The sequence below is a fragment of the Enterobacter sp. KBR-315C3_2022 genome, assembly GCF_041399425.1.
Lineage (GTDB): Bacteria > Pseudomonadota > Gammaproteobacteria > Enterobacterales > Enterobacteriaceae > Enterobacter.
In genome coordinates, this window is the sequence record NZ_JBGKEB010000006.1 from 170084 (window position 1) to 196346 (window position 26263).

Annotated in this window: 24 protein-coding genes and 1 riboswitch; of the genes, 15 read left to right on the top strand and 9 right to left on the bottom strand. The window is 58.1% G+C overall.

Features of this window, described 5'->3' with window-relative positions; translation table 11 throughout:
- The first annotated feature begins 32 nt into the window (after positions 1-32).
- Positions 33-809 carry a DedA family protein gene (locus AB8804_RS08915; protein WP_371185097.1) on the top strand — a complete coding sequence of 259 codons (777 nt, stop codon included), beginning with the start codon at positions 33-35 and terminating at the stop codon, positions 807-809.
- 91 nt (positions 810-900) lie between these two features.
- Here AB8804_RS08915 and thiQ read toward each other — a convergent pair whose 3' ends face one another.
- From thiQ to sgrR, 4 genes are all read right to left on the bottom strand, one after another.
- Positions 901-1602: a thiamine ABC transporter ATP-binding protein ThiQ gene (gene thiQ / locus AB8804_RS08920; protein ID WP_371185099.1), complete on the bottom strand. Its 702-nt coding sequence runs from the start codon at positions 1600-1602 to the stop codon at positions 901-903.
- A complete protein-coding gene (gene thiP, locus AB8804_RS08925; protein ID WP_371185101.1) occupies positions 1586-3196 on the bottom strand; it encodes a thiamine/thiamine pyrophosphate ABC transporter permease ThiP in 1611 nt (536 codons plus the stop codon). The genes thiQ and thiP overlap by 17 nt, the downstream gene beginning before the upstream one ends.
- Entirely contained in the window at positions 3172-4155 is a 984-nt protein-coding gene (gene thiB, locus AB8804_RS08930) for a thiamine ABC transporter substrate binding subunit (protein ID WP_371185103.1), read from the bottom strand. The genes thiP and thiB overlap by 25 nt, the downstream gene beginning before the upstream one ends.
- Before the next feature lie 31 nt (positions 4156-4186).
- Positions 4187-4287, bottom strand: a riboswitch (TPP riboswitch).
- 36 nt (positions 4288-4323) lie between these two features.
- The gene (sgrR, locus tag AB8804_RS08935) at positions 4324-5979 is read right to left on the bottom strand and encodes an HTH-type transcriptional regulator SgrR (protein ID WP_371185105.1); all 1656 of its coding nucleotides are present in this window, start codon (positions 5977-5979) and stop codon (positions 4324-4326) included.
- A gap of 88 nt (positions 5980-6067) precedes the next feature.
- On the opposite strand from sgrR, the gene sgrT reads away from it, so the two are divergent.
- From sgrT to AB8804_RS08950, 3 genes are all read left to right on the top strand, one after another.
- Positions 6068-6220: a glucose uptake inhibitor SgrT gene (gene sgrT / locus AB8804_RS08940; protein ID WP_371185107.1), complete on the top strand. Its 153-nt coding sequence runs from the start codon at positions 6068-6070 to the stop codon at positions 6218-6220.
- 122 nt (positions 6221-6342) lie between these two features.
- Positions 6343-7521, top strand: coding sequence for a sugar efflux transporter (locus tag AB8804_RS08945; protein ID WP_371185109.1), 1179 nt, complete (start codon positions 6343-6345; stop codon positions 7519-7521).
- 217 nt (positions 7522-7738) lie between these two features.
- Positions 7739-7891: a Hok/Gef family protein gene (locus AB8804_RS08950; protein WP_045907789.1), complete on the top strand. Its 153-nt coding sequence runs from the start codon at positions 7739-7741 to the stop codon at positions 7889-7891.
- 91 nt (positions 7892-7982) lie between these two features.
- Here AB8804_RS08950 and leuD read toward each other — a convergent pair whose 3' ends face one another.
- The 5 genes from leuD to leuL all read right to left on the bottom strand — a co-directional run bounded on the left by leuD (position 7983) and on the right by leuL (position 12842).
- Positions 7983-8588 (bottom strand): 3-isopropylmalate dehydratase small subunit, encoded by a 606-nt coding sequence (gene leuD, locus AB8804_RS08955; RefSeq protein WP_371185112.1) that lies wholly within the window; start codon positions 8586-8588, stop codon positions 7983-7985.
- A 10-nt stretch (positions 8589-8598) separates the two neighbouring features.
- Complete coding sequence (leuC, locus tag AB8804_RS08960; protein ID WP_371185114.1) at positions 8599-9999, bottom strand: 3-isopropylmalate dehydratase large subunit; 1401 nt, start codon at positions 9997-9999, stop codon at positions 8599-8601.
- Positions 10000-10001: 2 nt separating this feature from the next.
- Entirely contained in the window at positions 10002-11093 is a 1092-nt protein-coding gene (gene leuB / locus AB8804_RS08965; protein ID WP_371185116.1) for a 3-isopropylmalate dehydrogenase, read from the bottom strand.
- Entirely contained in the window at positions 11093-12664 is a 1572-nt protein-coding gene (gene leuA / locus AB8804_RS08970) for a 2-isopropylmalate synthase (protein ID WP_371185118.1), read from the bottom strand. Before leuA ends, leuB begins: the two co-directional genes overlap by 1 nt.
- A 91-nt stretch (positions 12665-12755) precedes the next feature.
- The gene (gene leuL / locus AB8804_RS08975) at positions 12756-12842 is read right to left on the bottom strand and encodes a leu operon leader peptide (protein ID WP_112011110.1); all 87 of its coding nucleotides are present in this window, start codon (positions 12840-12842) and stop codon (positions 12756-12758) included.
- A 638-nt stretch (positions 12843-13480) separates the two neighbouring features.
- On the opposite strand from leuL, the gene leuO reads away from it, so the two are divergent.
- From leuO to mraY, 11 genes are all read left to right on the top strand, one after another.
- Positions 13481-14425, top strand: a complete 945-nt coding sequence (gene leuO / locus AB8804_RS08980) for a transcriptional regulator LeuO (RefSeq protein WP_371185120.1) — start codon at positions 13481-13483, stop codon at positions 14423-14425.
- A 383-nt stretch (positions 14426-14808) separates the two neighbouring features.
- Positions 14809-16533, top strand: coding sequence for an acetolactate synthase 3 large subunit (ilvI, locus tag AB8804_RS08985; RefSeq protein ID WP_371185122.1), 1725 nt, complete (start codon positions 14809-14811; stop codon positions 16531-16533).
- A 1-nt stretch (position 16534) separates the two neighbouring features.
- Positions 16535-17026: an acetolactate synthase small subunit gene (gene ilvN / locus AB8804_RS08990; protein ID WP_371185124.1), complete on the top strand. Its 492-nt coding sequence runs from the start codon at positions 16535-16537 to the stop codon at positions 17024-17026.
- Positions 17027-17204: 178 nt separating this feature from the next.
- Positions 17205-18209 (top strand): catabolite repressor/activator, encoded by a 1005-nt coding sequence (cra, locus tag AB8804_RS08995; protein WP_371185126.1) that lies wholly within the window; start codon positions 17205-17207, stop codon positions 18207-18209.
- A gap of 601 nt (positions 18210-18810) precedes the next feature.
- Complete coding sequence (gene mraZ / locus AB8804_RS09000; RefSeq protein WP_371185128.1) at positions 18811-19269, top strand: division/cell wall cluster transcriptional repressor MraZ; 459 nt, start codon at positions 18811-18813, stop codon at positions 19267-19269.
- Between the two features lie 2 nt (positions 19270-19271).
- Positions 19272-20213, top strand: coding sequence for a 16S rRNA (cytosine(1402)-N(4))-methyltransferase RsmH (gene rsmH / locus AB8804_RS09005; RefSeq protein ID WP_371185130.1), 942 nt, complete (start codon positions 19272-19274; stop codon positions 20211-20213).
- Entirely contained in the window at positions 20210-20575 is a 366-nt protein-coding gene (gene ftsL / locus AB8804_RS09010) for a cell division protein FtsL (protein WP_006173860.1), read from the top strand. The genes rsmH and ftsL overlap by 4 nt, the downstream gene beginning before the upstream one ends.
- Positions 20576-20590: 15 nt before the next feature.
- On the top strand, positions 20591-22357 hold the full coding sequence (locus AB8804_RS09015) for a peptidoglycan glycosyltransferase FtsI (protein WP_371185132.1): 1767 nt from the start codon (positions 20591-20593) through the stop codon (positions 22355-22357).
- Positions 22344-23831 (top strand): UDP-N-acetylmuramoyl-L-alanyl-D-glutamate--2,6-diaminopimelate ligase, encoded by a 1488-nt coding sequence (gene murE / locus AB8804_RS09020; protein WP_371185134.1) that lies wholly within the window; start codon positions 22344-22346, stop codon positions 23829-23831. The genes AB8804_RS09015 and murE overlap by 14 nt, the downstream gene beginning before the upstream one ends.
- Entirely contained in the window at positions 23828-25186 is a 1359-nt protein-coding gene (gene murF / locus AB8804_RS09025; RefSeq protein ID WP_371185136.1) for a UDP-N-acetylmuramoyl-tripeptide--D-alanyl-D-alanine ligase, read from the top strand. The genes murE and murF overlap by 4 nt, the downstream gene beginning before the upstream one ends.
- The gene (gene mraY / locus AB8804_RS09030) at positions 25180-26262 is read left to right on the top strand and encodes a phospho-N-acetylmuramoyl-pentapeptide-transferase (RefSeq protein ID WP_371185138.1); all 1083 of its coding nucleotides are present in this window, start codon (positions 25180-25182) and stop codon (positions 26260-26262) included. The genes murF and mraY overlap by 7 nt, the downstream gene beginning before the upstream one ends.
- Position 26263 lies beyond the last annotated feature (1 nt).

Below are 26263 nucleotides of genomic sequence, written 5' to 3' on the forward strand. Positions count from 1 at the left end.
AATCGCTGATTCGTTTACCGATCGGAATCGTTATGCAGGCACTGCTGGAACACTTTATCACCCAGTCCGTTATGTATTCGCTCATCGCCGTGGCGCTGGTGGCGTTTCTGGAATCACTGGCGCTCGTGGGGCTTATCCTCCCCGGCACCGTCATGATGGCGGGGCTCGGTGCGCTTATCGGCAGCGGTGAGGTCAACTTCTGGCAGGCGTGGCTCGCCGGGATTATCGGCTGCCTGCTGGGCGACTGGATCTCGTTCTGGCTGGGCTGGCGCTTCAAAAAGCCGCTGCACCGCTGGTCGTTTATGAAAAAGAACAAGGCGCTGCTGGATAAGACCGAGCACGCGCTGCATCAGCACAGCATGTTTACCATTCTCGTGGGCCGTTTCGTTGGGCCAACGCGTCCGCTGGTGCCGATGGTGGCGGGGATGCTGGATCTGCCCGTCGCGAAGTTCATTGTGCCGAACATTATCGGCTGCGTGTTCTGGCCGCCGTTTTACTTCCTGCCGGGGATCCTGGCGGGGGCCGCGATTGATATTCCAGACGGTATGCAGAGCGGCGAGTTTAAGTGGCTGCTGCTGGGAACGGCGGTGCTGCTGTGGCTGGCGGGCTGGCTGTGCTGGCGGCTGTGGCGCAGCGCGAAAGCGAGCGTCGATCGCCTGACGCGCTTTCTCCCGCGTAGCCGCCTGCTCTGGCTGGCACCGCTAACGCTCGGCGTGGCGGTCGTGGCGGTCGTGGCGCTGGTGGCGCTGATCCGCCATCCGCTGATGCCGGTGTACGGCGAGATTTTATTGAAGGTGGTGAGCCGTTAAGGTTTTTTCCTCAGCCGGTGGGCTGAGGACATCAGACCGCACAATCGATGTTTGTACCCTCTCCCTGTGGGAGAGGGCCAGGGTGAGGGCATCACACCGCATGAATGCCCAACAGTGAAGACGCTCCCGCTCTCCCGCTCAGCAGTTCTTCCGTCTCCCCATCCCACAAAATTCGCCCCTCGGCGACCACCACCGATCGCGGCGCAATCCGCGCGGCATCTTCAATGCTGTGCGACACCATCAGCATGGTGAGCTGCTGGCGCTGGCAGACGTCCTGCACCAGCGCCAGCATCTCCTGGCGCAGCGCCGGGTCGAGCGCGGAAAACGGTTCGTCCAGCAGCAGCACCGGCTGCTCGCGTACCAGGCAGCGGGCCAGCGCCACGCGCTGGCGCTGGCCGCCGGAGAGCTCGCCGGGCAGCCGTTCAATAAAATCGCCAATTCCCATCTGCGCGGCGATGGCCTCGAGCTTTTGCCGCTGGGCGGCGCTGAGCTTCATGCCCGGGTGCATCCCCAGCGCGATGTTCTGCCGCACCGTCAGGTGGGTAAACAGGTTATTTTCCTGAAACAGCATCGATACCGGACGCCGCGCGGGCGGCGTGCGGGTATGGTCCTGATTTTCGATCACAATCGACCCGCTCGCCGGTTGCAGGAAACCGGCAATCAGATTGAGCAGGGTGCTCTTTCCCGCACCGCTGGGGCCGAGGATCGCGATCGTTTCACCCTGTTTTACCGACAGCGTGAAGCGCATCGGCAGATGCTGGTAGAGCCAGGTTACATCAGTCAGTTTTAACATCACGCCCCGGAAGTTTTTCGATAACGGTAAAGAGCCCAAAGCACACCAGCAGGAGCAGCAGCGCCGTGACGGCCCCGTCCTGGCTGCGGTAGGAGCCAATCTGCTGATACAGCCAGAACGGCAGCGTGCGGAAATCCTCATTGCCGAACAGCGCCACCACGCCAAAATCGCCCATCGACAGCACGCAGGCAAAGGCCAGCGCCTGCGCCAGCGGACGCTTCAGCGCGCGCAGTTCGACCACCTTCAGCCGCTGCCAGCCCTGCATCCCCAGCGACTGGCAGAGCAGGCCGTAGCGGCTGTTCACGTCGCGCATCGGGTTTTCCAGCACCTTGAGCGCGTAGGGAATCGCCATCAGGGCGTTGGTGAAAATCACGATCCCGTCGGCGCTTTCCGGCAGGCCAACGGTGCTGTTGAACAGCAAAAAGAAGCCGGTCGCCAGAACGATGCCCGGCATCGCCAGAATTAACATCCCCGTCAGCTCCAGCGCCTGTCCCGCCCTGCGGGCCTGACGCGCGTAAAGCTCGCGGCTGCTCCAGAGCAGCATCAGGGTTAGGATCACGCACAGCACCCCTGCCGCAAGCGCAATCCGCAGCGAGGTCCCGGTGGCCTGCCAGAGAACGGGCTGTTGCAAAACGGAGGCAAGATTACGGTTCAGGCCGTCGACGACAACGGCCGCCAGCGGCGGCAGCAGAAGCAGCAGCGCCAGCGCGATCAGGATAAAGTCGGCGATGCGGCTGTACAGACTGTCCTGCGGATCGCGCCAGCCTGCGATCTGATTATTCCCGGGATTAATAGCTTTGCTCAGGCGCTGGCTCAGCAGCACCAGAACCAGGCAGCACACCATCTGCACCAGCGCCAGCAGCGCCGCGCGGCCGGGATCGTAGTCATAGCTCAGCGCCTGGTAAATCGCCAGCTCGATGGTGGTGGCCTGCGGCCCGCCGCCAAGGGAGAGCACGGTGGCGAAGCTGGCGAAGCACAGCATAAAGATAAGCGCGGCGGTCGGCGGGATTTGCCGCCTCAGCCACGGCCACTCGACAAAGCGGAAGAACGGGATGCCGCGCATGCCGAGCTGGGCGGCAATCTGGCGCTGCTCGCCGGGGATATTTTCCAGCGCCTGCAGGAAGAGCCGCGTCGCCATCGGCATGTTGAAGAAGATGTGCGCCAGCAGAATGCCCTTCAGCCCGTAGGGCGTGAACGTCCACTTCAGGCCGAGAAAATGAAAGAGCGAGGCAAGCCAGCCCTGACGCCCGTAAACGCTCAGAATGCCAAACACGGCCACCAGAACCGGCAGGATCAGCGTCATGGCGCACAGGCGCAGCAGCGCCTGCCTGCCGGGAAAACGCCTGCGATAAAGCGCCCGAGCCAGAAAAATGGCCGGGATCGTCGACAGCAGGGCGGAGAGGAACGCCTGCCAGAACGAGAACCGTATGACGTGCCACAGATAGTCGTCACGCCAAAGCGCGGGCAGGCTGCTCTCCGGCGCGTTGAACCACAGCGCGAGAAATGCCCCGAGGCTCACCGCTACCATCAGCGCGGCGGCAAGCAGCCCGGGGACTAGCCAGCCAGGAATTAGCGGCTGACGGCGCGTTGCCATTCACTTACCCACGCTGCACGCTGCTCGGCGACCTGCTGCGGCGTAAACTCCAGCGAGGTTTTTGGCCTGGTCAACCGATCAAATCCCGCGGGAAGCGCGACGTCGGTGACCGGATACATCCAGTTGCCCGTGGGGATCGCGTTCTGGAACGCCGGGGACAGCATAAATTTCAGGAATTTTTCAGCCAGTTCAGGCTGCTTGCTGGCGGCGGTTCGCGCGGCGACTTCCACCTGCAGGTAGTGGCCCTCGGCGAAATCCGCGGCAGCGTAGTTGTCTTTCTTCTCGTCGATGAGGTGGTAGGCCGGAGAGGTAGAGTAGCTCAGCACCAGATCGCCTTCCCCTTTCAGGAACAGGCCGTAGGCTTCGCTCCATCCCTTGGTGACGGTGACGGTTTTGGCGGCCAGCTTCTGCCACGCGTCGGGCGCTTTATCGCCGTAGACTTTCTGCATCCACAGCAGCAGCCCCAGGCCCGGCGTGCTGGTGCGCGGATCCTCATAAATCACGCGCCATTTCTGGTCGCTTTCAACCAGCTCTTTCAGGCTTTTCGGCGGGTTTTTCAGCCTGTTTTTGTCATACACGAAAGCAAAGTAGCCGTAGTCGAACGGGACAAAGGTATCGTTCTTCCAGCCGCCCGGCACGTTCACGGCATCGGTTGCGACGCCGCTTTTGGTAAACAGCTTCGTTTGCGCGGCCGCGTTCAGCAGGTTGTTATCGAGGCCAAGCACCACGTCCGCCTTGCTGTTTTTGCCCTCCATGCGCAGGCGGTTGAGCAGCGAAACGCCATCTTCCAGCGTCACGAACTTCAGCTCGCAGCCGCAGTCGGCTTCAAAGGCTTTTTTAACCACCGGGCCGGGGCCCCAGTCGGCAGAGAAGGAGTCGTAGGTGTAGACCGTCAGCACGGGCTTCGCAAACGCGGGCAGCGCAAACAGCGCCAGCAGGGGAAGAACTTTTTTTAACACTTTGCACCTCAGGGTTGAGTGGCAAAGGATTTTGAGAGACAGCCTCAAATCCCTTCGCCGGCGTTATCCGGATCAGGTTCGACGGGTATTATCTCAGCGCACATCAGTGATGCAGCACCCCGTTGAGAACGGCGCTATTGTAATGATTTGGTGAATATTACGAAAGCGTTATGGCTCCGGCGGGGCAAACCAGGCGGATTTAAAATCAAACCAGCCCAAGGTGTTCATCCGCAGTCCGCGCATGCTGCGCTGGCCCTGAATCATCAGCCAGTGATGGATGAGCGGCACAATCGCCTGCTGCGCCAGCAGCTGCTGGCACCAGGCGGCCAGGTTCATCTCGCCCGCGCGCCATCGGGCGGCGTCCTGCTGCCAGTCCCGGTCGATGCAGTGCTGAATCAGCGGCACTTCGAACAGGTGCGAAAAGAGCGAGAAATCAAGCGGCAGGGTGAAGTTGGCGCTGTTGAGCCAGATGTCGCTGACGATGTCTCCTCGGTGCCATTCGTCATAATCCACCTCCTGAATATCAAGGTGAACGCCCTCAGCGGCCAGCAGCTTGCTCATGATCCGGGCAATAAAGCGGTGCTCCACGTGGTCGCGGTAGTAGGTCAGGGTAATCGATTCCAGCCCGGCAGGCCTCTCTCCGTGCACGGGCCGGGCGTGGTGCCAGCGCGGCAGCAGGCCGTAGGCCGGGAACCAGTAGGTCTGGTATTGCTCCTCGGCCTGGTAGATCAGGTTGGCCGGAGAGAGGACGTGGCTGACCCACCTGCGGACCTCCTGGCTGGCGCCGCAGCGGCTGCGGGCGTCAAACAGCAGGTAATAGCAGCCCTCTTCAAGGCGGCTCTCCACGGCTTTTTCCCCTTCGGTTGGCCCTTCCAGCGTAAGGCCACAGCTCAGCTCTTCGCTGATCTCAGGAAGCACCCACACGTTCACTTCGTCAATCAGCGCGCGAAAGCCAAAGTAGTCGTCAAAGGCGCGGATTTTCAGCTGGTTGCTGGTATTGCGCGTCACCGCGTAGGGGCCCGTCCCTACCGGCTGGCTGGCGAAATGGGGCAGGGAGGGCCATTCGCGCGGCAGGATCATCGACGGAACGTAGCCCATGAGCCACGGCAGCCACCGGTCAGGCTCGGACAATTCAATATCGACGGTCCATGCCGTCGGGGAGTGGATGCGCGACACGTGGGCATACAGGGGAAGCGCGCGCGCCCGCTGAAGGGAGTCGATCACGTCGCTCATTTCCAGCTCGCGGCCGTGGTGGAAATGGATGCCAGGCCGCAAAAAAAAGCGCCAGTGCAGGGGGGATATTTGCTGCCAGTGGTGCGCAATATCGGCCTCCAGTTCCCCGTTTTCCTCATTTATCCGCGTCAGGCCGCTGAAGATCTGGCGAGCCATATGGGTTTCCGAGCGTCGCAGCGCCGTGCCGGGGAGCAGGTTTTTCATCGGGCGATAGTAGAGCACGCGCAGGATGTGGCGCCCCTGGCGGAAGCTGCGCCCCAGGTGCGACACCAGCATCTGGCGCACGGCGGCCTTGTCGCCCACCAGCTGCACCAGCTGGTCGATGCGGTCCTGCTCCAGCAGATCTTCCGCGCGCTGCTGCTGGAGCGCCAGCCCGGTGTAGAGGAAAGTCAGCCGCGAGCGTTTCCCGCGTCCCGCTTCGGCTTCCCAGCTTAGCCAGCCCTGCTGCTGCATGGTGTTCAGCAGCGTGCGCATGTGGCGTCGGGAGCAGCTCAGCAGGTCGGCCAGCTCGTTGAGCGTAGTCTCCTTCGATTGCCCCTCGCAGCACTGCCAGAGGCGGATAAACTGTTGTTGCAGACGACCAGACGGCATAAAAGGGGAACTCCTGATAAAAAGCCAGCAATTTATTTATCCCTATATTAGGTCAATAATCCTTCTCGATGAAGTGAGGAGGTAAATTATGAAGAGGTCTACCGCACGTCAGTTTTATCAGCAGTACTTTTCAGCGACAAAGGGAGCGTCCTGGCTGGCCCGCCGGTGTGCAGAGCAACGGCTGAAAATGTTGGAAGATCTGATGCAGTGGGACGTTACGAAACCGACCTCTTCTCGCTAACTCGCCTCGATCATGTGTGACTGAGTATTGGTGCGAATCACCCGCCAGCAAAAATGTTTTTTGCTGGCTTTTTTCGTTTATTCTTTCACCCAGTTTTGACTCGCATTCATAAGGACTTGCGCATGCTCTGGTTGATGACGATGGGGCGCCGCCTGAACGGCGTCTACGCCGCTTTTATGCTGGTGGCCTTTATGATGGGCGTGGCGGGCGCGCTTCAGGCGCCGACGCTGAGCCTGTTTCTGAGCCGCGAGGTTGGCGCACAGCCGTTCTGGATCGGGCTGTTTTATACCGTTAACGCCATCGCGGGGATCCTCGTGAGCCTGTGGCTGGCGAAACGCTCCGACAGCCAGGGCGATCGCCGCAGGCTGATCCTCTTTTGCTGCGCGATGGCGGTGGGCAACGCGCTGCTGTTTGCGTTCAACCGCCATTATCTGACGCTTATTATCTGCGGCGTGCTGCTGGCCTCGCTGGCGAATACCGCCATGCCGCAGCTGTTTGCGCTGGCGCGTGAATACGCCGATAGCTCGGCGCGGGAGGTGGTGATGTTCAGCTCGGTGATGCGCGCGCAGCTTTCGCTGGCGTGGGTGATCGGGCCGCCGCTGGCGTTCATGCTGGCGCTTAACTACGGCTTTACCACCATGTTTACCATCGCCGCCGGGATTTTTGTCATTAGCCTGGTGCTGATTGCCTTCGCGCTGCCGTCGGTGGCGCGGGTCGAGCAGGCAGCGGATAAGCCGCTTACCCAGGTCAGCGGCTGGCAGGATAAAAACGTGCGGATGCTTTTTATCGCCTCCACGCTGATGTGGACCTGCAACACCATGTACATCATCGACATGCCGCTGTGGATCAGCAGCGATCTGGGGCTGCCGGACAAGCTCGCGGGAATACTGATGGGCACCGCGGCGGGGCTGGAAATCCCGGCGATGATTCTGGCGGGGTATTACGTCAAGCGCTTCGGCAAACGCAAAATGATGGTGGTTGCGGTGGCGGCGGGCGTGCTGTTCTATCTTGGGCTGATTTTCTTCCATTCACGCGAAGCGCTGCTGGCGCTGCAGCTGTTCAACGCGGTATTCATCGGGATTGTCGCTGGCATTGGCATGCTCTGGTTCCAGGACCTCATGCCGGGGCGGGCGGGCTCTGCAACAACGCTTTTTACCAACAGCATTTCGACGGGCGTGATCCTGGCCGGGGTGATTCAGGGCGCGCTGTCGCAAAGCTACGGGCACGGCGTGGTGTACTGGATGATTGCGGCGATATCCGTTGTGACGCTCATGCTGACCTGCCGGGTAAAAGATGTGTGATTCTGGAAGGCGGCTTCACGAAATGAAACGACTTTCTGACAGGCACTGAGAAGGAGAATAGAGTGCGTGGCGGGTGCTTGAGGCTGTTTGCCTCAGGCTTTCGCAAGAGGCAAACAGTGGAGAGTCCCGCATCAATAAAACTGATGGGGAGACCAACTTCACAACCCACATTGCGAGGTTAGTCTCTTCATTGCCGAAAAGCAATAAGGAGGCTGGAATGCCAAAACGTACTCTGCTGTTAGGTTTGTTTTTGATCTGTACGACGTTGTTGATCTTCACCTGGATGGTGCGCGACTCGCTCTGCGAGCTGCACTTCAGACAGGAGAAAACGGAAATGGCGGCAGTGTTGGCGTACGAAGCAAAACGTTAACGGTATGGGCGGGGAGTTTTCCCCGCCACTCCAGCGTGGTTAAGCCTCAACGCACCCTTATCAATGGCCCGCTCCGTGCGGGCCATTGCCTTTAGCCCATAAACGCGGGCTGTTTTTTCTCGTAAGCGGAGATCGCCTCTTCGTGCTGGAGCGTCAGGCCAATGCTGTCCAGGCCGTTCAGCATGCAGTGACGGCGGAACGCGTCAATGCTGAAGCCGTAGTGCTTGTCGCCGGCCTTGACCACGCCTGCTTCCAGATCCACCTCGAACGACATGCCAGGATCCGCCTGAACCCGCGCAAACAGCTCGTCGACCTCGGCATCGCTCAGCGTGACCGGCAGCAGCTGGTTGTTGAAGCTGTTGCCGTAGAAGATATCCGCGAAGCTCGGCGCGATAACCACCTTAAAGCCGTAGTCGGTCAAGGCCCACGGCGCGTGCTCGCGAGATGAGCCGCAGCCAAAGTTTTCGCGGGCCAGCAGAATCGACGCGCCTTTGTATTCCGGGAAGTTCAGCACGAACTCGGGATTAGGCACTTCTCCCTTGTCGTCCAGAAAGCGCCAGTCGTTAAACAGATGCGCGCCAAAGCCCGTGCGCGTCACCTTCTGCAAAAACTGCTTAGGAATAATGGCGTCGGTATCAACGTTCGCGGCGTCCAGCGGGACAACCCGGCCCGTATGTTGGGTAAATTTCTCTGCCATGATTGTCTCCTTATTTCAGGCTGCGGATATCGGCGAAATGGCCGGTGACGGCCGCAGCGGCGGCCATTGCCGGGCTGACCAGGTGGGTGCGCCCACCGCGGCCCTGACGGCCTTCAAAGTTACGGTTGCTGGTGGAGGCGCAGCGTTCGCCTGGATTCAGGCGGTCGTTGTTCATCGCCAGGCACATGGAGCAGCCCGGCAAGCGCCACTCGAAGCCCGCGTCGATAAAGATCTTGTCCAGGCCTTCCGCTTCCGCCTGCGCCTTCACCGGGCCGGAGCCCGGCACGACCAGCGCCTGAACGCCCGGCGCTACTTTGCGCCCTTTGGCGATTTCGGCCGCGGCGCGCAGGTCTTCGATGCGCGAGTTGGTGCAGGAGCCGATAAACACCTTGTCGATAGCAACATCCGTCAAAGGCACGCCCGGCTTCAGGCCCATGTAGGCCAGCGCTTTTTCCGCGCTGGCGCGCTCGACCGGATCGGCGAAGGAGGCCGGATCGGGAACGCTGTCGTTGACGGAGATAACCTGGCCCGGATTCGTTCCCCAGGTGACCTGCGGCGCAATTTCTTCAGCCTGCAGGGTGACGACGGTATCAAAGGCTGCGCCGTCGTCGGTTTTCAGTGTGGCCCAGTAGGCGACCGCATCGTCAAAATCCTTGCCCTTCGGCGCGTGCAGACGGCCCTTCACGTAGTTGAAGGTTGTCTCGTCCGGCGCGACCAGACCGGCCTTAGCGCCCATTTCAATCGCCATGTTGCACAGCGTCATGCGGCCTTCCATGCTCAGCGCCTGAATGGCCTCGCCGCAAAACTCCACCACGTGGCCAGTGCCGCCCGCGCTGCCGGTTTTGCCGATGATCGCCAGCACGATGTCTTTCGCGGTGATGCCCGGCGCCGCGCTGCCTTTGACTTCGATCTTCATGGTTTCGGCGCGGCCCTGCTTCAGGGTCTGCGTCGCCAGAACGTGTTCAACTTCTGAGGTGCCGATACCGAAGGCCAGCGCGCCAAACGCGCCGTGCGTGGCGGTGTGGGAGTCGCCGCAGACGATGGTCATGCCGGGCAGGGTGATCCCCTGCTCAGGCCCCATCACGTGGACGATACCCTGATACGGGTGGTTCAGGTCGTACAGCTCAACGCCAAACTTGCCGCAGTTCTTGATCAGCTCCTGCATCTGGATGCGCGCCATTTCGCCGGAGGCGTTAATGTCTTTGGTCTGGGTCGAGACGTTGTGATCCATGGTCGCGAAGGTTTTACCCGGCTGACGCACCGGACGATTGTGCGCGCGCAGGCCGTCAAACGCCTGCGGAGAGGTGACCTCGTGGACCAGATGACGGTCGATGTACAGCAGCGGGGTTTCGTTAGGCGCTTCGTAAACCACGTGCGCATCAAACAATTTTTCGTATAACGTCTTCGCCATGATTACACCCCTTCTGCGACATAGCGGGCGATAATATCGCCCATTTCATCGGTACTGACCGCCGCCGCGCCGCGTGCCAAATCACCGGTACGGATGCCTTCTTCTAACGCGCGGTTAATGGCGTCTTCAATGGCGGTTGCTGCATCGTTTGCGTCCAGGCTGTAGCGCAACAGCAGCGCCAGCGACAGAATTTGCGCGATCGGGTTGGCGATGTTTTTCCCGGCGATATCCGGCGCGGAACCGCCCGCCGGCTCGTACAGGCCGAAGCCCTCTTCGTTGAGGCTGGCGGATGGCAGCATGCCCATGGAGCCGGTGATCATCGCGCACTCGTCCGACAAAATATCGCCGAACAGGTTGGAGCACAGCAGGACGTCAAACTGCGACGGATCTTTGATCAGCTGCATGGTCGCGTTGTCGATGTACATGTGCGACAGCTCGACGTCCGGGTACTGCTTGCTGATTTCACTGACGATCTCGCGCCACAGGATAGACGACTGCAGCACGTTTGCCTTGTCAATGGAGGTCACCTTGTGGCGACGCTTGCGCGCGGAGGCAAAGGCGATGTGGGCGATACGCTCAATTTCGAAGCGGTGGTACACCTCGGTATCAAACGCTTTCTCATGCTGGCCGCTGCCTTCGCGGCCTTTCGGCTGGCCGAAGTAGATGCCGCCGGTCAGCTCACGCACGCACAGAATGTCGAAGCCGTTGGCGGCGATATCCGCGCGCAGCGGGCAGAACTCTTCCAGCCCCTGGTACAGCTTGGCCGGACGCAGGTTGCTGAACAATTTGAAATGCTTGCGCAGCGGCAGCAGCGCGCCGCGCTCCGGCTGCTCTGCCGGCGGCAGGTGCTCCCACTTCGGGCCACCCACGGAACCGAACAGCACGGCATCGGCGTTTTCACACCCTTCAACGGTCGCTTTTGGCAGCGGCGTCCCGTGGTTATCAATTGCAATCCCGCCCACGTCGTAGTGGCTGGTGGTAATTTTCATCGCAAAGCGCGAGCGAACGGCTTCCAGTACTTTCAGCGCCTGTGCCATCACTTCCGGGCCAATACCGTCACCCGGCAACACGGCAATATGGTAGTTCTTCGACATTACACGGTTTCCTTATTGTTCTCTTTATTCTGAGCCTTGCGTTGCAACTCTTTTTCAACTTCGGCGGCGCGCCAGATGTTGTTCAGGACATGCACCATTGCTTTAGCGGAGGATTCGACAATGTCCGTCGCCAGGCCGACGCCGTGGAAGCGACGACCGTTGTGGTTGACGACGATGTCGACCTGGCCCAGCGCGTTTTTGCCCTGGCCTTTGGCCGTCAGGTCATATTTGACCAGCTCAACGTCAAACTCGGTGACGCGGTTAATCGCCTGATAGATGGCATCGACCGGACCGTTGCCGTTGGCCGCTTCGGCTTTAATTTCATCGCCGCACGCCAGCTTCACGGACGCGGTGGCGATGTCGCTCGAGCCGGACTGCACGCTGAAGTAGTCCAGGCGGAAGTGCTCTGGCTCTTCCTGCTGCTTGTTGATGAACGCCAGGGCTTCCAGATCGTAATCAAAGACCTGGCCTTTTTTGTCGGCCAGCTTCAGGAACGCGTCGTACAGCTGATCCATGTTGTAGTCGCTGTCCTTGTAGCCCATCTCTTCCATGCGGTGTTTTACCGCCGCGCGGCCAGAGCGGGAGGTCAGGTTCAGCTGCACCTGGTTCAGGCCGATGGATTCCGGCGTCATGATTTCGTAGTTTTCGCGGTTCTTCAGCACGCCGTCCTGGTGGATGCCGGAGGAGTGGGCGAACGCGCCGGTGCCGACGATCGCCTTGTTCGCCGGGATAGGCATGTTGCAGATCTGGCTGACGGTCTGGCTGGTGCGCCAGATTTCGTTGTGATTGATGCGCGTATTCACGTTCATGATGTCTTTACGCACCTTGATCGCCATGATCACCTCTTCCAGCGAGCAGTTGCCCGCGCGCTCGCCGATGCCGTTCATCGCGCCTTCAACCTGACGCGCGCCGGCGTGGACCGCCGCGATGGCATTGCCAACGGCCAGGCCTAAATCGTCGTGGGTATGTACGGAGATAATTGCCTTATCAATATTCGGCACGCGCTCGTACAGGCCGGTGATGATGTTGGAGAACTCAAACGGCATGGTATAGCCGACGGTGTCAGGGATGTTGATCGTTCTGGCACCGGCACTGATGGCGGCTTCAACCACGCGGGCCAAATCCTCAATCGGCGTGCGGCCCGCGTCTTCACAGGAAAATTCAACGTCGTCGGTGTAGTTGCGCGCGCGTTTCACCATGTAGACTGCGCGCTCGATCACCTCATCCAGCGTGCTGCGCAGCTTGGTCGCAATATGCATAGGCGAGGTGGCAATAAAGGTGTGGATGCGGAAGGCTTCGGCCACTTTCAGGGACTCTGCCGCGACGTCGATATCTTTCTCGACGCAGCGCGCCAGTGCGCAGACGCGGCTGTTTTTAATGGTGCGCGCGATAGTTTGAACGGATTCGAAATCACCCGGCGAGGAGACGGGGAAGCCTACCTCCATCACGTCGACGCCCATACGCTCGAGTGCCAGCGCAATCTGCAGTTTCTCTTTCGCACTCAGGCTTGCCTGCAATGCCTGTTCGCCGTCGCGTAAAGTGGTATCGAAAATAATGACTTGCTGGCTCATGGGTTAGGTCCTTGTCTGTCCTGGGGCGCCTTGCTACGAGCATAAAAAAACCCGCGCAGCGGCGCGGGTTTTTAGTGTTACTGGAGACGATTCAGTTCTGAATTTCGCTCGCCAGCCTACCGCGCACAGTGGATGCGTTTAGTAGTAGTAGGCCGGTGAAGCGAACGGTGCGAATCATGAATCATGCTCCTGTTAAATACGTGATGCTTTTAGTGGTACTGGATACGCTCGTTCATGTCAACCCCTGGCAATCAAATCGACCCGGTAAGCCCTGGAGGACAACGAAAGTGCTTTAGCTAATTGTGCTGGTTTTTCTCTTTTTAACGATTCGTTTAGTCCAATTTTGGACTGAGAGTGAATGTCTGAATTATTTAAATATATTTCGTTTCAAATGCAGGACTATATCTTACGTTAAGTCTGAATCGGGTAAACGTTTTGAATTTCATCGAGTTATAATTTTCATGAATGTTTCCCGTGAGCGCTTTTGGACCAGAATGAAACAATAATGTTAATTAAAAGATGCAGTTAAAGGGAACAGTTTAATAATGCTTAATGTATCTTTAATTTGTAGTGAGTTGTTTATTTGTCTGAGTTATGGTTTCATCTCACCGTTAATGTTTTTTATATCATTTTAAAGCAGGGTGGCTTCAGCGTGCGATTGGCAGGCAGGCCATCTCTTGATATTACTATTTTCTTTATATATTCCGAATTTTAAATAATTCCCTTTTGCTAGTTGTATCTGCATGGTAAATCATATTATTGGTGATTATCATTATGGTTCGGTAAAGGGAGTTTAGCGTGACAGTGGAGTTAAAAATGTCAGGAAATAATATTAATCAACCTCAGGCCTATGATGGCGTGAAGCCTCAGCTGCGCACCGTAGATCTCAATCTGCTGACCGTGTTTGATGCCGTCATGCAGGAGCAAAATATTACGCGAGCGGCGCAGTCGCTTGGCATGTCTCAACCTGCGGTGAGTAATGCGGTTTCCCGGCTTAAGGTCATGTTTAACGACGAGTTATTCGTACGCTACGGTCGAGGCATTCAGCCTACGGCGCGCGCGTATCAGCTGTTTGGCGCCGTACGTCAGGCGTTACAGCTCGTGCAAAACGAACTGCCAGGATCGGGCTTCGAACCGTTAAGCAGCGAACGCGTTTTCAACCTTTGCGTATGTAGCCCATTAGATAATTACTTAACGTCGCTTATATACAATAAAGTTGAAGAAATTGCTCCAAACATTCATCTCGCTTTTAAGTCATCCCTAAACCAGAATACCGAGCATCAGTTACGCTATCAGGAAACGGAGTTTGTTTTAGGCTATGAAGAGTTCCGCCGCCCGGAATTTTCCTGCGTACCGCTGTTTAAAGATGAAATGGTATTAGTGGCCAGTAAGAAACATCCTCGAATCAATTCACCGCTGCGTGAAAGCGATGTTTATAACGAGCAGCATGCGGTTGTTGCGCTCGATCGCTACGCGTCATTCAGCCAGCCGTGGTACGACACGCCGGACAAACAGGCAAGCGTTGCCTATCAGGGCATGGCGATGGTGAGCGTGTTAAACGTGGTATCGCAAACGCATCTGGTCGCTATTGCGCCGCGCTGGTTAGCCGAAGAGTTTTCCGAGCAGCTTAACCTGCAGATAATGCCGCTGCCGCTGAAGTTAAACAGCCGCACCTGTTACCTCTCGTGGCATGAAGCCGCTGGCCGCGATAAAGGGCACCAGTGGATGGAAGAGCTGCTGACCAGCGTCTGCCGTCGATAGGTCGTTTAGGGTAAACCGTGTGCGATCCTGCGGTTTATCCTGCTATTTTTTAGAAGGTTGGTTTTTTATTCTGTTGTGATTTTTTTCGTACCGAGAGAACGTCGTTAAAAATAGATGATTTCCTGATTCCTCCGCCTTTTTAGAGATGATTTGTTAGCGCCTCCCGATATTCCAGTCGAATTAACCAGTTCCTGTCGTAAAGCCTCTTTTTTCTGCTCTGAACGCCATTTGTTCTTCCCCGTTTGCTAATTGCCTGCCTCATAACGAGCGGTTAAGGTAACCCTCACTCTGCAAATAGAGAATTGGGTCATCCCGATCGTAAGACGGCTCGGAAATGATTTCTGCCCACTGTCTATCTATAACAAAAAGCCTGGAGGCAAAGCATGGAGATGTTGTCTGGCGCGGAAATGGTCGTCCGATCGCTTATCGATCAGGGCGTGAAGCAGGTGTTTGGCTACCCCGGGGGCGCGGTCCTTGATATTTACGATGCGCTGCATACGGTAGGCGGTATAGACCATGTTCTGGTTCGCCACGAGCAGGCCGCGGTGCATATGGCCGATGGGCTTGCTCGCGCAACCGGCGAAGTGGGCGTTGTGCTGGTCACCTCTGGCCCCGGCGCGACAAACGCCATCACCGGGATCGCCACCGCCTATATGGACTCCATCCCGCTGGTCATCCTTTCCGGTCAGGTTGCCACCTCGTTAATCGGCTACGATGCTTTTCAGGAGTGCGATATGGTGGGGATTTCCCGCCCCGTCGTGAAGCACAGCTTTCTGGTGAAGCAAACGGAAGACATACCGGGCGTGCTGAAAAAAGCCTTCTGGCTGGCGGCGAGCGGTCGTCCCGGTCCGGTGGTTGTCGATCTGCCAAAAGATATTCTCAACCCGGCCAACAGGCTTCCCTACGTCTGGCCGGAGACGGTCAGCATGCGTTCGTACAATCCTACCACGCAGGGCCACAAGGGCCAGATCAAGCGCGCGCTGCAAACCCTCCTGGCCGCGAAAAAGCCGGTGGTGTACGTCGGGGGCGGTGCGGTCAATTCAGCCTGCGAACCGCAGCTGCGCGCGCTTGTTGAAACGCTAAACCTTCCCGTTGCTTCCTCACTGATGGGGTTGGGTGCGTTTCCGGCAACCCACCGTCAGGCGCTGGGCATGCTCGGCATGCACGGCACCTACGAAGCCAATATGACGATGCATCACTCAGATGTGATCTTCGCCGTTGGCGTTCGCTTTGACGATCGTACGACCAATAACCTGGCAAAATATTGTCCGAATGCCACTGTGCTGCACATTGATATCGATCCTACGTCGATCTCAAAAACGGTGCCGGCCGATGTCCCGATCGTCGGCGACGCGCGCCAGGTGCTGGAGCAAATGCTGGAGCTGCTTCCGCAGGAGACGACGTCTCAGCCTCTCGACGAGATCCGCGACTGGTGGCAGCAGATTGATCAGTGGCGCGCGCGGCAGTGTCTGAAATACGACGCGCACAGCGAGCATATTAAGCCGCAGGCGGTGATCGAAACGATCTGGCGCCTCACTCAGGGGGAGGCGTACGTCACGTCTGACGTCGGCCAGCACCAGATGTTTGCCGCACTGTATTATCCGTTCGACAAGCCGCGCCATTGGATCAACTCCGGCGGCCTGGGGACAATGGGCTTTGGCCTTCCCGCCGCGCTGGGCGTTAAGCTGGCGCTTCCGCAGGAAACCGTGGTCTGCGTGACGGGGGACGGCAGCATTCAGATGAACATTCAGGAACTCTCGACGGCGCTTCAGTATGAGCTGCCGGTGCTGGTGCTGAATCTGAACAACGGTTATCTCGGGATGGTGAAGCAGTGGCAGGACATGATCTACTCGGGGCGCCACTCGCAGTCGTATATGACGTCGCTCCCGGATTTCGTCCGTCTGGCGGAAGCCTATGGCCACGTCGGCATGCGCGTGACCAGTCCGGTCGAGCTGGAAACAAAGCTCGGCGAGGCGCTTGAGCAGGTCAAAAACGGTCGCCTTGTGTTTATGGATGTCATCGTCGACGGCGCTGAGCACGTCTATCCGATGCATATCCGCGGTGGCGGTATGGACGAAATGTGGCTTAGCAAAACGGAGAGGACCTGATATGCGCCGGATATTATCGGTATTACTGGAAAACGAATCTGGCGCTTTGTCACGCGTCATCGGCCTGTTTGCGCAGCGCGGCTATAACATAGAAAGCCTGACCGTCGCGCCTACCGACGATCCCACGCTGTCGCGCATGACCATCCAGACCGTGGGCGATGCCAAAGTTCTAGAACAGATTGAGAAGCAGCTGCACAAGCTGGTCGACGTGCTGCGCGTGAGCGAGCTGGGGCAGGGGGCATACGTCGAGCGCGAAGTGATGCTGGTAAAAATTCAGGCCACCGGCTACGGGCGCGATGAGGTTAAACGCAATGCGGATATCTTCCGCGGGCAGATCGTTGACGTCACCCCTTCTTTATATACGGTGCAGCTTGCAGGCACCAGCGACAAGCTGGATGCTTTCCTGGCTTCCGTTCGCGACGTGGCAAAAATTGTTGAAGTGGCGCGCTCGGGCATCGTTGGCCTGTCGCGCGGCGAGAAAATTATGCGCTAGATGTCTGAAAAGGTTCGCCTCTTTCTGCCCGGTCACCAAAGCCGGGCTTTTTTTTGCGTAATCCGCCGACAACGTGGATAAAAGCGGTTGCCGCGAACGCTAATCTGCGTTTAGATGTTAAAATATTTAACCATAACCTTGACAGGGCCATGGACATTTCTTTTTTTGAGGGGCAATTGTGAAACTGGATGAAATCGCCCGGCTTGCCGGCGTGTCACGAACCACGGCCAGCTATGTGATTAACGGTAAAGCCAAGCAGTACCGCGTTAGCGATAAAACCGTTGAAAAAGTCATGGCGGTGGTGCGTGAGCATAACTACCATCCGAATGCCGTCGCCGCGGGCCTGCGTGCCGGGCGAACCCGCTCTATTGGCCTGGTGATCCCCGATCTGGAAAACACCAGCTATACCCGCATTGCGAACTACCTTGAGCGTCAGGCTCGCCAGCGCGGCTATCAGCTTCTGATTGCCTGTTCCGAAGACCAGCCCGATAACGAGATGCGCTGCATCGAGCATCTTCTTCAGCGCCAGGTCGATGCCATCATTGTTTCGACCTCTTTACCGCCGGAGCATCCGTTTTACCAGCGCTGGGCGAACGATCCCTTCCCGATTGTGGCGCTGGACCGCGCGCTGGACCGCGAACATTTCACCAGCGTGGTGGGGGCCGACCAGGACGATGCCGAGATGCTGGCCGCCGAGCTGCGCACGTTCCCTGCCGAAACGGTGTTGTACCTTGGCGCGCTGCCCGAGCTTTCCGTGAGCTTCCTGCGCGAGCAGGGCTTCCGCACCGCCTGGAAAGACGATCCGCGTGACGTTCATTATCTGTATGCAAACAGCTACGAGCGTGAAGCCGCCGCGCAGCTGTTTGAAAAATGGCTGGAAACGCACCCTATGCCGCAGGCGCTGTTCACCACCTCGTTTGCGCTGTTACAGGGCGTGATGGACGTGACGCTGCGCCGCGAGGGAAAATTACCGTCCGACCTGGCGATTGCCACGTTTGGCGATAATGAACTGCTGGACTTCCTGCAATGCCCGGTGCTCGCGGTGGCGCAGCGCCATCGGGACGTCGCTGAACGCGTGCTGGAAATCGTTCTCGCAAGCCTGGACGAGCCGCGAAAGCCAAAGCCAGGGCTGACGCGCATCAAACGTAATCTTTACCGTCGCGGAATTCTGAGCCGTCATTAATAATGCAGCTGGGGGAGTGAAAACGACCCCAGCGCTGAAAAATCAGGTTTAAGGTAATTCCCGGAGAAAAATTAGGATAATTCCTTGAAAAGCATAGCCCGCTATTATTCTTAATTCATTCGGGCTTTAAAAAATGACGTTTAAAGAAGATTTAATCCTTTTTTGAGCGTTCTTTTGTATTATTTTGTTACAAAGGCCGCCCGGCCGATGAATATCCAGACGTTTTTTAAACAACGGTCTTGCTCCGCGCTCTGGTGGGTGCGATCGAGCGACGCCCCATTGCATCTGGCGCTGTTATCCCCTCCCAATATGTCCTAAAATGCTGCCCGCGTCGCAAACTGACACTTTATATTTTCACGTGATGATATTGAGTGACGCTTAACGCCGATGTGGATATTTGATTTTTTTCTTACAAATATTCATGACGTTAATTTTGCCACGCCAGTTGTGCAGTTATTAATCAAGTCAGGGGATATCTGTAAATAGGGTGTAATACAGCCCTTATAGGGAGAGTCCTGGCTTGACAAGCTTTTCCCTCGCTCCGTAAACTCCTTCAGGTGGGAATTTGTGGGTTAAAGTGGTGATAAGGGGTGAGGCTGGCATGTTCCGTGGAGCGACGTTAGTCAATCTCGACAGCAAAGGGCGTTTATCGGTGCCAACCCGATACCGTGACCAGCTGGTTGAGAACGCTTCAGGTCAAATGGTTTGCACCATTGACATCAACCACCCCTGCCTGCTGCTTTACCCCTTGCCTGAATGGGAAATCATTGAGCAAAAGCTGTCGCGACTGTCGAGCATGAACCCGCAGGAGCGCCGCGTACAGCGCCTGCTGTTGGGACATGCCAGTGAGTGTCAGATGGACAGTGCAGGGCGATTACTGATCGCGCCGGTGCTGCGGCAACATGCCGGTCTGACCAAAGAAGTGATGCTGGTCGGGCAGTTCAACAAGTTTGAACTGTGGGACGAAACGACCTGGTATCAACAGGTCAAGGAAGATATCGACGCTGAGCAGTCTGATTCCGGAACGCTATCGGAACGGCTGCAGGACTTGTCTCTATAAATATGATGGAAAATTACAAACATACTACGGTGCTGCTGGATGAGGCCGTAAACGGCCTGAATATTCGTCCGGACGGCATCTACATTGATGGCACTTTTGGCCGCGGTGGCCACTCACGCTTGATTCTTTCCCAACTTGGCGCGGAAGGACGTCTGCTGGCAATCGATCGCGACCCGCAGGCGATTGCCGTTGCGCAAACCATCGATGATCCACGCTTTTCCATCGTGCATGGACCTTTCTCTGCGCTGGCGGATTACGTTGCCGAGCGCGACCTGACGGGCAAGATCGACGGGATTCTTCTCGATCTTGGCGTCTCTTCACCACAGCTTGATGATGCGGAACGCGGTTTTTCCTTTATGCGCGACGGCCCGCTGGACATGCGCATGGACCCGACGCGCGGCCAGTCTGCCGCCGAATGGTTACAGACCGCTGACGAAGCCGATATTGCCTGGGTGATCAAAACCTTCGGTGAAGAGCGTTTTGGCAAACGCATTGCGCGCGCCATCGTCGAGCGTAACCGCATTGAGCCGATGACCCGTACCAAAGAGCTGGCGGAAGTCATCGCGGCGGCAACGCCGGTGAAGGATAAGCACAAACATCCCGCGACCCGTACCTTCCAGGCGGTGCGCATCTGGGTGAACAGTGAACTGGAGGAAATAGAGCTGGCGCTAAAAAACTCGCTCGACGTGCTGGCCCCGGGTGGGCGGTTATCCATCATTAGCTTCCATTCGCTGGAAGACCGCATTGTGAAACGCTTCATGCGTGAGCAAAGCCGCGGTCCGCAGGTTCCAGCGGGGCTGCCGATGACGGAAGAACAGCTCAGCAAACTGGGAGGCCGTCAGCTGCGAGCATTAGGCAAGTTGATGCCGGGCGAAGAAGAGGTGGCAGAGAATCCACGTGCCCGTAGTTCAGTTCTGCGTGTTGCAGAGAGGACGAACGCATGATCGGCAGAGTGACAGAGACCCTAAGCAAAGTTAAGGGATCGTTAGGAAGTAACGAGCGCCATGCCTTGCCTGGCGTGATCGGAGACGATCTTTTGCGGTTTGGGAAGCTGCCACTCTGCTTGTTCATTTGCATCATTGTGACGGCAGTAACGGTGGTGACAACGGCCCACCATACCCGTTTGTTAACCGCGCAGCGCGAGCAGCTGGTGCTGGAACGCGACGCGCTGGATATCGAATGGCGAAATCTCATTCTTGAGGAAAATGCGCTCGGCGATCACAGCCGGGTGGAACGGATCGCAACGGAAAAGCTGCAGCTGCAGCATGTTGATCCTTCTCAGGAAAATATCGTTGTACAAAAATAAGGGAAAACGCGACGCATGAAAGCAGCGGCAAAAACGCTAAAACCAAAACGTCAGGAAGAACAGGCCAACTTTGTCAGTTGGCGTTTTGCGTTGCTTTGCGGCTGCATTTTATTGGCGCTGGGTTTCCTGCTGGGCCGCGTGGCGTGGTTGCAAATCATTGCCCCTGACATGCTGGTTCGCCAGGGCGACATGCGTTCTCTGCGCGTGCAGGAAGTGTCGACGTCCCGCGGCATGATTACCGATCGCTCCGGCCGCCCGCTGGCGGTGAGCGTGCCGGTGAAAGCGATTTGGGCCGATCCGAAAGAGCTGCACGATGCCGGTGGCATTACGCTCGATAACCGCTGGAAAGCCCTGGCGGATGCCCTGAAGATGCCGCTCGACCAGATGGCATCGCGCGTGAATGCGAACCCGAAAGGGCGTTTTATCTATCTGGCGCGTCAGGTGAACCCTGACATGGCGGATTACATCAAAAAACTCAAGCTGCCGGGGATTCATCTGCGCGAAGAGTCCCGCCGCTATTATCCTTCCGGCGAAGTAACCGCTCACCTCATTGGCTTCACCAACGTTGATAGCCAGGGCATTGAGGGCGTTGAAAAAAGCTTTGATAAATGGCTTACCGGCCAGCCGGGCGAACGTATCGTGCGTAAAGACCGTTATGGCCGCGTCATTGAAGATATCTCTTCAACGGACAGCCAGGCGGCGCACAACCTCGCGCTGAGCATTGATGAACGTCTGCAGGCGCTGGTTTACCGCGAGCTGAACAACGCCGTGGCGTTTAACAAGGCGGAGTCGGGCAGCGCCGTGCTGGTGGATGTGAGCACTGGCGAAGTGCTGGCGATGGCTAACAGCCCATCCTACAACCCGAACAACCTGACCGGCACGCAGAAGGACGTGATGCGTAACCGCACCATCACCGACGTGTTTGAGCCGGGCTCTACCGTCAAACCGATGGTGGTGATGACCGCGCTCCAGCGCGGCATCGTGAACGAAAATACCGTTCTGAACACGATCCCTTACCGAATCAACGGTCACGAAATCAAAGACGTGGCGCGTTACAGCGAATTGACCCTGACCGGGGTCCTGCAGAAGTCGAGTAACGTCGGCGTTTCCAAGCTGGCGTTAGCGATGCCGTCCTCAGCGTTAGTAGAGACTTACTCACGTTTTGGACTGGGAAAGGCGACCAATTTGGGGTTGGTCGGAGAACGCAGTGGCTTATATCCTCAAAAACAACGGTGGTCTGACATAGAGAGGGCCACCTTCTCTTTCGGCTACGGGCTAATGGTAACCCCGTTACAGTTAGCGCGAGTCTACGCGACGATCGGCAGCTATGGCGTCTATCGCCCGCTGTCGATTACCAAAGTTGATCCACCGGTTCCCGGCGAGCGTATCTTCCCGGAATCCACCGTGCGTACCGTTGTGCACATGATGGAAAGCGTCGCGCTGCCCGGCGGCGGCGGCGTGAAGGCGGCGATTAAAGGCTATCGCATTGCCATTAAAACCGGTACGGCGAAAAAAGTGGGGCCAGACGGCCGCTACATCAACAAATACATTGCCTATACCGCGGGCGTTGCGCCTGCAAGCAATCCGCGTTTTGCGCTGGTGGTCGTTATCAACGATCCACAGGCGGGTAAATACTACGGTGGTGCCGTTTCAGCGCCGGTGTTCGGGGCGATCATGGGCGGCGTGTTGCGCACCATGAACATTGAACCGGATGCGCTGGCGACCGGCGATAAAAGTGAATTTGTAACTAATCAAGGCGAGGGTACAGGTGGCAGATCGTAATTTGCGCGACCTTCTCGCTCCGTGGGTGCAAAACGTGCCTGCGCGAGCGCTACGAGAGATGACGCTGGACAGCCGCATAGCGGCTTCTGGCGATCTTTTTGTGGCTGTAGTGGGTCATCAGGCGGACGGGCGTCGATATATCCCGCAGGCGATTGCGCAAGGTGTTGCTGCCGTTATTGCTGAGGCGAAAGATGAAGCAGCCGACGGTGAAATCCGTGAAATGCACGGCGTGCCGGTTATTTACCTCAGCCAGCTAAATGAGCGTCTCTCCGCGCTGGCAGGGCGTTTTTACCATGAGCCCTCTGACCAGCTGCGTCTGGTTGGCGTGACCGGCACCAACGGTAAAACCACCACCACGCAGCTGATGGCGCAGTGGGCGCAGCTGCTGGGGGAAACCGGTGCCGTGATGGGAACGGTGGGCAACGGCCTGCTCGGTAAAGTGAGCCCAACGGAGAATACCACCGGGTCCGCGGTTGACGTGCAGCACGTTCTGGCCGGGCTGGCCGGGCAGGGCGCGACCTTTGCCGCCATGGAAGTCTCATCCCACGGGCTGGTGCAGCACCGCGTTGCGGCGCTGAAATTTGCCGCGTCCGTGTTTACCAACCTGAGCCGGGATCATCTCGATTATCACGGCGACATGGAGCACTACGAAGCCGCGAAATGGCTGCTCTATTCAACGCACCACGCCGGTCAGGCCATTATCAATGCGGATGATGAAGTCGGTCGCCGCTGGCTGGCGAAGCTGCCGGATGCGGTCGCCGTCTCGATGGAAGACCACATTAATCCGAACTGCCGCGGCCGCTGGCTGAAGGCGATTGAAGTGAACTATCACGACAGCGGCGCGACGATCCGCTTTGCCTCTTCATGGGGTGAAGGCGAGATTGAAAGCCGCCTGATGGGCGCGTTTAACGTCAGCAATCTGCTGCTGGCGCTGGCGACGCTGCTGGCGCTGGGTTACCCGATGGCTGAGCTGTTGAAAACCGCTTCCAGCCTGCAGCCGGTGTGCGGCCGCATGGAAGTGTTTAGCGCGCCGGGCAAGCCGACCGTGGTGGTGGATTATGCCCACACGCCGGATGCGCTGGAAAAAGCGCTGGAAGCCGCGCGTCTGCACTGCGCGGGCACGCTGTGGTGCGTCTTTGGCTGCGGCGGTGACCGTGACAAAGGTAAACGCCCGCTGATGGGGGCGATTGCCGAGCAGTTCGCGGATATTCCGGTTGTAACCGATGACAACCCGCGTACCGAAGAGCCGCGCGCCATCATCAACGATATTCTGGCCGGTATGCTCGACGCGGGCCGCGCTCGCGTTGTTGAAGGCCGCGCGGAAGCGGTCACCAGCGCCATTATGCAGGCGCGTGAAAACGACGTGGTTCTGCTGGCCGGTAAAGGCCATGAAGATTATCAGATCGTCGGCAATCGTCGTCTGGACTATTCCGACCGCGTGACCGCAGCGCGCCTGCTGGGAGTGGTGGCATGATTAGCCTTACGCTAGGCCAGGCTGCTGCGATCCTGCAGGGCGAACTGCACGGTCAGGATCTGACCCTTGACGCCGTCACCACCGACACCCGCAAAATCACCGCGGGCTGTCTGTTTGTGGCACTGAAAGGCGAGCGCTTCGACGCCCACGACTTTGCTGAACAGGCCAAAGAGAACGGCGCTGGCGCGCTGCTGGTCAGCCGCAGGCTGGACGTCGATCTGCCGCAGATCGTGGTGAAAGATACCCGCCTGGCCTTCGGCGAGCTGGCCGCATGGGTGCGCCAGCAGGTTCCGACGCGCGTCGTCGCGCTGACGGGATCGTCCGGTAAAACTTCCGTAAAAGAGATGACCGCGGCGATTCTGAGTCGCTGCGGAAATACCCTCTATACCGCGGGCAACCTCAATAACGACATCGGCGTGCCGATGACGCTGCTTCGCCTGACGAAAGAACATGAATTTGCCGTGATCGAGCTGGGCGCTAACCACCAGGGCGAAATTGCATGGACCGTCAGCCTGACGCGTCCGGAAGCCGCGCTGGTGAATAACCTGGCGGCGGCGCACCTGGAAGGCTTCGGCTCGCTGGAAGGCGTGGCGAAAGCCAAAGGGGAGATTTACACCGGCCTGCCGGCGGACGGTATCGCCATTATGAATGCCGATAACAACGACTGGCTGAACTGGCAAAGCATCATTGGCGATCGCAAAACCTGGCGCTTCTCGCCGAATGCCGCCAACAGCGACTTTACCGCGACCAACGTTCACGTTACGTCGCACGGCACCGAGTTTACGCTCAATACGCCAACGGGCGGCATTGACGTGCTGCTGCCGCTGCCGGGTCGTCACAACATCGCCAACGCGCTCGCCGCCGCCGCGCTGTCTATGGCGGTTGGCGCAACGCACGACGCCATCAAAGCAGGGCTGGCGAATCTGCAAGCGGTGCCGGGGCGTCTGTTCCCAATCCAGCTTGCGCAGAACAAGCTCCTGCTGGACGACTCCTACAACGCCAACGTCGGCTCGATGACGGCGGCCGTGCAGGTGCTGTCTGAAATGCCGGGCTACCGCGTGATGGTCGTTGGTGATATGGGCGAGCTGGGCGAAGAAAGCGAAGCGTGCCATATCCAGGTCGGCGAAGCGGCGAAGGCCGCAGGTCTGGACTGCGTGTTGAGCGCAGGAAAATTGAGTCAGGCGATTAGCCAGGCCAGCGGCGTCGGCGAGCATTTTGCCGATAAAGCGGCGCTGATTGAACGCCTTACATCGTTGATTGTAGAAAAACAAATTGTGACTGTGCTAGTGAAAGGTTCACGCAGTGCCGCCATGGAAGAAGTTGTGCACGCATTACAGGAGAGCGGGACATGTTAGTTTGGCTGGCCGAACATTTGGTCAAATATTACTCAGGCTTTAACGTCTTTTCCTATCTGACGTTTCGCGCCATCGTCAGCCTGCTGACCGCGCTGTTCATCTCGTTATGGATGGGCCCGCGCATGATCGCCCGTCTGCAAAAACTCTCTTTTGGGCAGGTTGTCCGTAACGACGGCCCCGAGTCGCACTTCAGCAAGCGCGGCACGCCGACCATGGGCGGGATCATGATCCTGACCGCGATCGTGGTGTCGGTGCTGCTGTGGGCCTATCCATCCAACCCGTACGTCTGGTGCGTGCTGACCGTGCTGATTGGCTACGGAATCATTGGCTTTGTCGACGACTACCGCAAGGTGGTCCGTAAAGACACGAAAGGCCTGATTGCCCGCTGGAAGTACTTCTGGATGTCGGTGATTGCGCTGGGCGTGGCCTTCGCGCTTTATCTCGCAGGGAAAGAAACGCCAGCCACCGAGCTGGTTGTCCCGTTCTTTAAGGACGTGATGCCGCAGCTGGGGCTGTTCTACATCCTGCTGGCCTACTTCGTGATCGTCGGTACCGGCAACGCCGTAAACCTGACGGACGGCCTGGATGGCCTGGCGATTATGCCTACCGTCTTCGTCGCCGCGGGCTTTGCGCTGGTGGCATGGGCGACCGGTAACATGAACTTCGCCAACTACCTGCATATTCCGTACCTGCGTCACGCGGGGGAACTGGTGATCGTCTGCACGGCGATCGTCGGCGCGGGGCTGGGCTTCCTGTGGTTTAACACCTATCCGGCTCAGGTCTTTATGGGGGACGTCGGTTCGCTGGCTCTCGGCGGCGCGCTGGGCATTATTGCCGTGCTGCTGCGCCAGGAGTTCCTGCTGGTGATCATGGGCGGCGTTTTCGTGGTGGAAACCCTGTCGGTGATCCTGCAGGTCGGCTCCTTCAAGCTGCGCGGACAGCGCATCTTCCGCATGGCGCCGATTCACCACCACTATGAACTGAAAGGCTGGCCGGAGCCGCGCGTGATTGTGCGCTTCTGGATTATTTCGCTGATGCTGGTGCTGATTGGCCTGGCAACGCTGAAGGTACGTTAAT

Bases quoted from the DNA above. Each gene is read 5' to 3' on its own strand.
- AB8804_RS08915 (WP_371185097.1), top strand. From the start codon at position 33: ATGCAGGCACTGCTGGAACACTTTATCACCCAGTCCGTTATGTATTCG.
- thiQ (WP_371185099.1), bottom strand. From the start codon at position 1,602: ATGTTAAAACTGACTGATGTAACCTGGCTCTACCAGCATCTGCCGATG.
- thiP (WP_371185101.1), bottom strand. From the start codon at position 3,196: ATGGCAACGCGCCGTCAGCCGCTAATTCCTGGCTGGCTAGTCCCCGGG.
- sgrR (WP_371185105.1), bottom strand. From the start codon at position 5,979: ATGCCGTCTGGTCGTCTGCAACAACAGTTTATCCGCCTCTGGCAGTGC.
- sgrT (WP_371185107.1), top strand. From the start codon at position 6,068: ATGAAGAGGTCTACCGCACGTCAGTTTTATCAGCAGTACTTTTCAGCG.
- AB8804_RS08945 (WP_371185109.1), top strand. From the start codon at position 6,343: ATGCTCTGGTTGATGACGATGGGGCGCCGCCTGAACGGCGTCTACGCC.
- AB8804_RS08950 (WP_045907789.1), top strand. From the start codon at position 7,739: ATGCCAAAACGTACTCTGCTGTTAGGTTTGTTTTTGATCTGTACGACG.
- leuD (WP_371185112.1), bottom strand. From the start codon at position 8,588: ATGGCAGAGAAATTTACCCAACATACGGGCCGGGTTGTCCCGCTGGAC.
- leuC (WP_371185114.1), bottom strand. From the start codon at position 9,999: ATGGCGAAGACGTTATACGAAAAATTGTTTGATGCGCACGTGGTTTAC.
- leuB (WP_371185116.1), bottom strand. From the start codon at position 11,093: ATGTCGAAGAACTACCATATTGCCGTGTTGCCGGGTGACGGTATTGGC.
- leuA (WP_371185118.1), bottom strand. From the start codon at position 12,664: ATGAGCCAGCAAGTCATTATTTTCGATACCACTTTACGCGACGGCGAA.
- leuL (WP_112011110.1), bottom strand. From the start codon at position 12,842: ATGATTCGCACCGTTCGCTTCACCGGCCTACTACTACTAAACGCATCC.
- leuO (WP_371185120.1), top strand. From the start codon at position 13,481: ATGTCAGGAAATAATATTAATCAACCTCAGGCCTATGATGGCGTGAAG.
- ilvI (WP_371185122.1), top strand. From the start codon at position 14,809: ATGGAGATGTTGTCTGGCGCGGAAATGGTCGTCCGATCGCTTATCGAT.
- ilvN (WP_371185124.1), top strand. From the start codon at position 16,535: ATGCGCCGGATATTATCGGTATTACTGGAAAACGAATCTGGCGCTTTG.
- mraZ (WP_371185128.1), top strand. From the start codon at position 18,811: ATGTTCCGTGGAGCGACGTTAGTCAATCTCGACAGCAAAGGGCGTTTA.
- rsmH (WP_371185130.1), top strand. From the start codon at position 19,272: ATGATGGAAAATTACAAACATACTACGGTGCTGCTGGATGAGGCCGTA.
- ftsL (WP_006173860.1), top strand. From the start codon at position 20,210: ATGATCGGCAGAGTGACAGAGACCCTAAGCAAAGTTAAGGGATCGTTA.
- AB8804_RS09015 (WP_371185132.1), top strand. From the start codon at position 20,591: ATGAAAGCAGCGGCAAAAACGCTAAAACCAAAACGTCAGGAAGAACAG.
- murF (WP_371185136.1), top strand. From the start codon at position 23,828: ATGATTAGCCTTACGCTAGGCCAGGCTGCTGCGATCCTGCAGGGCGAA.
- mraY (WP_371185138.1), top strand. From the start codon at position 25,180: ATGTTAGTTTGGCTGGCCGAACATTTGGTCAAATATTACTCAGGCTTT.